The organism is Halorubrum tibetense (assembly GCF_042661865.1).
Lineage (GTDB): Archaea > Halobacteriota > Halobacteria > Halobacteriales > Haloferacaceae > Halorubrum > Halorubrum tibetense.
The window spans coordinates 1-3,360 of record NZ_JBHSWW010000260.1 but is presented as its reverse complement, the minus strand read 5'-3'; the positions used below and the strand labels follow the sequence as shown (position 1 = coordinate 3,360).

Sequence of the window (3,360 nt, the reverse complement as noted above, 5' to 3'; positions counted from 1 at the left end):
GCTGCCGACGACGAGGCGGTTCTCGGTGGTCACCTCGTAGCGGCACGGGCGAAGCCCGTTGCGGTCGAGCACGCCCGCGACGCGCTCGCCGTCGAACCCGATCACGAGCGCGGGGCCGTCCCACGGCTCGACGAGCGAGGCGTGGTAGTCGTAGAAGTCGGCGCGAGCCTCGTCCATCAGCTCGTCGTCGCGGAACGCCTCCGGGACGAGCATTCGGAGGACGTGCGGGAGGTCACGGCCCGTCTGAAGGAGGAGTTCCGTCGCGTTGTCGACGCTGGCGGTGTCGGACTGGTTCGGGTCGTCGATCACCGGCTTGATCGTCTCCAGTTCCGCGCCGAACGCCGGGTGTTCGAGGTCGTTCTCGCGGGCGCGCATCCAGTTGACGTTCCCGCGGATCGTGTTGAACTCCCCGTTGTGGACGATGTTCCGGTACGGGTGTGCGAGGTGCCACGCGCCGAGCGTGTTCGTCGAGAACCGGGCGTGGACCAACGCGACGTGACTCGCGAAGCGGTCGTCGGCGAGGTCGGGGTAGTACCCCGCGAGCTGGGAACCCTTCAGGAGCCCCTTGTAGACGACGCGCTGGCGGTCGAGCGAGCAGACGTAAAACCGCCCCGCGCCGTCGACGTCGGTGACCGCGTTTTCGATCTCGCGGCGGGCGGCGTACAGCGCGCGGTCGAACCCGAGCAGCGCGGGGTCGGCATCGGGGTCGTCATCGGGCGCGGTGAACCGTTCGGCGAGCCCCGCCCCCTCGACGGGCGCGACGAACAGCTGTGAGACGTGGGGTTCGGAGTCGAGCGCGGTCGTGCCGAGATCCGCGTTGTCCGTCGGGACGTCCCGCCACGCGAGCACCTCCAGCCCGTACACCGAGAGCACCTCCGCGATGACGTCGTGGATCCGCGCCTGAACGCTCGGCTCCGTCGGCATGAACACGGAGCCGACGGCGTACTCCGCGGGGAGGTCGGCGTCGACGACGTCACGGAAGAACGCGTCCGGACGGGCGACCATGATCCCCGCCCCGTCGCCCGTGTCCTCCTCCGCCCCGGTCGTCCCGCGGTGTTCGAGGTTCTCTAACAGCTCGACCGCGTCGGCGACGGTGTCGTGGGTCGGCTCGCCGTCGAGGTCGACGACGCCGCCGATCCCACAGTTCGATCGGTCGTCGGTTACGGACGCGAGTCCCTCTTCGTGGCCCGCCGAGTCGGGGCGGTCCGGCTCGGGGGTGGTACTACGTGGCTTGGTCATACTTCTCGTCACGGGTTATCACTTAAAGGTATGACCCTGATACGGGTAGGATCCATCGTACACACATTAGGGAATATAAGGTAATTATTCATCAGGGGTGGATATCCGTTACCACAGTTGAGAACAGCGATCTTCTCTCGGATATCCCTCGTGATTATCTGATGTTTTCCAAAACACGCGTCGGATACTGACGATAACTCGGCAAGGAGTAAACGTTCGTCCAAAGTAAAGTCGCCGACATCGCCGCTCGGTCTCGGAAGGGTGAGTCGTGCGGGGCGGTCGACCCGCGAGCGGTCACTCCTGAAACGGTGCGTACGTTCCGTTGATGTCCCAGTCGTGAATACAGTAGACATCGCCGGGTTCCTCGTCGATGCGCCAGCCCTCGACGTCCTCGTCCCACCGCTCCACGCGGCCGCACAGCTCACAGGTCCGCTCGGTCGGAGGAGTGATCGTGACGCTCATATCCCGAGACAGGTCACGGACGACGAAAAACGTACCGCCGGTGCTGCCGAACCTATCGGTCCGGACCGTCGGGGTCGCCTCCCACTGTACGCGGCGTCCCGCTCGTTTCACCTTCGGGAACGCCGGAGTCCGACCCCGACGGCGAACACGAGTGCGAGGAGCGCGGCGGCGACCCAGAAGCCCGGCACGTCGTCGGCGGTCGATCGGAGCGGAGCCTCCTCGATCCCGGGCGGGCGTCCGGGATGGCCGTCGACGTCTCGCACGGCGGTCGGAGCGGGGGACTCCTCGACCGTCGCGTCGTGCAGTCGGGCCTCGGACGTATCCGTTCCGATCGGTCCGGCAGCAGCCTCCGTCGCGGCCGTCTCCGTCGGATCCGGCCCATCGCTCGCGACCCGTCCGGGTGTCCCGCGTGTCGGCCCCGATATCGCTTGGGCGTCCGCGAGATCGGCGACGGCACGAGGACCGAACCCGCCGGGGTCCGGACGATGGTCGGGAGTCGGGGCCCCGTCGAGGTCGTCCGCGGCGGACGACGCGTCAGCGCTGTCGGTCGGATCTCCGCTCTCTGTCGAGCCGACACTATCGGCCGGGCCGACACTATCAGTAGGGTCACTGTCGACCGTCGGTTCGACTCCGTCCGGCGGAGTACCTCCGCCCCCGGGTGTGTCACCGTCGCCCGAGTTGGTCTCGTCGCTCACGGGGGTGTTGGAGGACGGTTCACCCCCCGACGATATCTCGTCCGAAACCGGTTCCGCTGGATCGTCACCGGTGTCGTCGATCGAAGCGGTGGACCCGAGAGACGTAGCGGTCTCGTCGCTATCGGTCGGTGTTTCGCTCTCGGGCAGTGCCTCCCCGTCCGCGGTCGTCCCCGCCGAATCCGTTCCCGTACCGGTAGACGTGGTGTCGTCCGTCGTGCTATCGCCCGTCATCTCCCCGTCGGTCATCTGTTCATCCGTTCTCTCCCCGTCCGTCATCCGTTCATCCGTTCTCTCCCCGTCCGTCATCTGTTCATCCGTCATCTCCCCGTCCGTCATTTCCCCATCCGTCCCGTCCATTCCATCCGTCCCGTCCGTCGTATCCCCGTCGTCGATGTCGTCGAGCGCGCGTTCATCGTCGGTGCTGTCGGGCGTGGTCCCGTCGGCGGCGGCGTCATCCGACTCGCCACCATCGAGGTCGTCCGGTGTGTCCCCATCGTCGGCGTCGATCGGTTCCGTGTCGTCGCTACCGTCGGTCTCAGCCGATCCGTCTTCGGTTTCCCAGTCCGTTTCGTCGGTCGGTTCCTCGTCCGTACCCGGGTCGACCGTGTCGTCCGCCTCGTCGGTTTCCTCGGTCGTATCCGGGTCCGCCCCGTCGCCGTCGGGTTCGTCCGGACCGTCGGCCTCAGTGTCAGTACCGCCTTCCGCATCGGACTCAGACCCGTCGTCCGATCCTGTATCGGCCGCCTCCTCGGCCTCCTCACTCCCGCTGTCATCCGTGCTATCCCCCTCCTTCATATCGTGTTCGTCGGTCTCGTTCTCCTCCGTCGACGCCTCTTCCGTCTGCTCCGTCTCTTCCGTCTGCTCCGTCTCCTCCGTGGAAGACGATATCGGGGACCGGTACGTCATCGACGCGGCGGCAGTGTGCGGGTCGTCGCCCGTGGGCGCGTCGGCGGCGGCCGCGCGC

General features: G+C 67.0%; 2 protein-coding genes and 1 pseudogene. All 3 read right to left on the bottom strand.

What is annotated here, in order from left to right:
- Positions 1-1,239: pseudogene (locus ACFQEU_RS13250) on the bottom strand (glutamate synthase subunit alpha); the annotation flags it as partial.
- 294 nt (positions 1,240-1,533) lie between these two features.
- A complete protein-coding gene (locus tag ACFQEU_RS13245; protein WP_379782895.1) occupies positions 1,534-1,701 on the bottom strand; it encodes an HEWD family protein in 168 nt (55 codons plus the stop codon).
- A gap of 107 nt (positions 1,702-1,808) precedes the next feature.
- On the bottom strand, positions 1,809-3,360 hold a 1,552-nt coding region (locus ACFQEU_RS13240; protein ID WP_379782893.1), incomplete at its 5' end, for a hypothetical protein.